Below are 1114 nucleotides of genomic sequence, written 5' to 3' on the forward strand. Positions count from 1 at the left end.
TCCAAGCAGGGCCGCTTCCAGATCATCGACGTGTGCGCAATGATGGACCCCATCACCAAGTACACCCACCAGTTCGCTTCCGCCGACAACATCCCGTCGCGCATGCGCGAGGCCTTCCGCCTCGCCGAGGAAGAGAAGCCGGGTGCCGTGCACCTGGAACTGCCGGAAGACATCGCCGCCGAGCAGACCGACGTCCTGCCGATCCCGCCAAGCCTGCACCGTCGCCCGCTGGCCGAGCACGTGGCCATCGACGCCGCCATTGAAAAGCTGCGTATCGCCCGCAGCCCGATCCTGGTCATCGGCGCCGGCGCCAACCGCAAGATGACCGCCAAGGTCCTCGAACAACTGATCGAGAAGACCGGCATCCCGTTCGTTCCAAGCAGGGCCGCTTCCAGATCATCGACGTGTGCGCAATGATGGACCCCATCACCAAGTACACCCACCAGTTCGCGTCCGCCGACAACATCCCGTCGCGCATGCGTGAAGCCTTCCGCCTCGCCGAGGAAGAGAAGCCGGGCGCCGTGCACCTGGAACTGCCGGAAGACATCGCCGCCGAGCAGACCGATACGCTGCCGATTCCGCGCAGCCTGCACCGTCGCCCGTTGGCCGAGCACGTGGCCATCGACGCCGCCATCGACAAGCTGCGCACCGCCCGCAGCCCGATCCTGGTGATCGGCGCCGGCGCCAACCGCAAGATGACCGCCAAGGTCCTCGAACAACTGATCGAGAAGACCGGCATCCCGTTCGTCAACGCTCCATCGTCGATGAATGGCGACGCTCCTTCGATGGCCGCTACCCGTTCGCCGGCACCGACAGCGATGTCTCACTGCCGATGCTCGGGCAGATGATCCGTGGAGGCTCCGGGCGTATCGACCAGTTCCTCGGCAGCCAGCTCGATGGCGTGCTGCGCAAGGAAGGCAGCCGCTGGGTGGCAGATCCGCAACACAGCCAGGGGCTGCGCTTCAACCCAAGGTTCCTGGAGGCGATCAACCAGCTCAGCCATCTCTCCGACGTGCTCTACAGCCCCGAAGGCGGGTTGGGCATGAGCTTCGAACTGCGCGGCAAGCCGGTGAGCAACGTGATCGACACCCAGTTCATCCTCAATGGCGAGAAG

General features: G+C 65.0%; 3 pseudogenes. All 3 read left to right on the forward strand.

What is annotated here, in order from left to right:
- A pseudogene (locus tag V0R59_RS31720) lies at positions 1–384 on the forward strand (acetolactate synthase large subunit); the annotation flags it as partial.
- Positions 372–749: pseudogene (locus tag V0R59_RS31725) on the forward strand (acetolactate synthase large subunit); the annotation flags it as partial. The pseudogenes V0R59_RS31720 and V0R59_RS31725, both read left to right, overlap by 13 nt.
- Positions 749–1114 (forward strand): annotated as a pseudogene (locus V0R59_RS31730) (ImcF-related family protein); the annotation flags it as partial. The pseudogenes V0R59_RS31725 and V0R59_RS31730, both read left to right, overlap by 1 nt.

Source organism: Pseudomonas ulcerans (assembly GCF_036324125.1).
Lineage (GTDB): Bacteria > Pseudomonadota > Gammaproteobacteria > Pseudomonadales > Pseudomonadaceae > Aquipseudomonas > Aquipseudomonas ulcerans.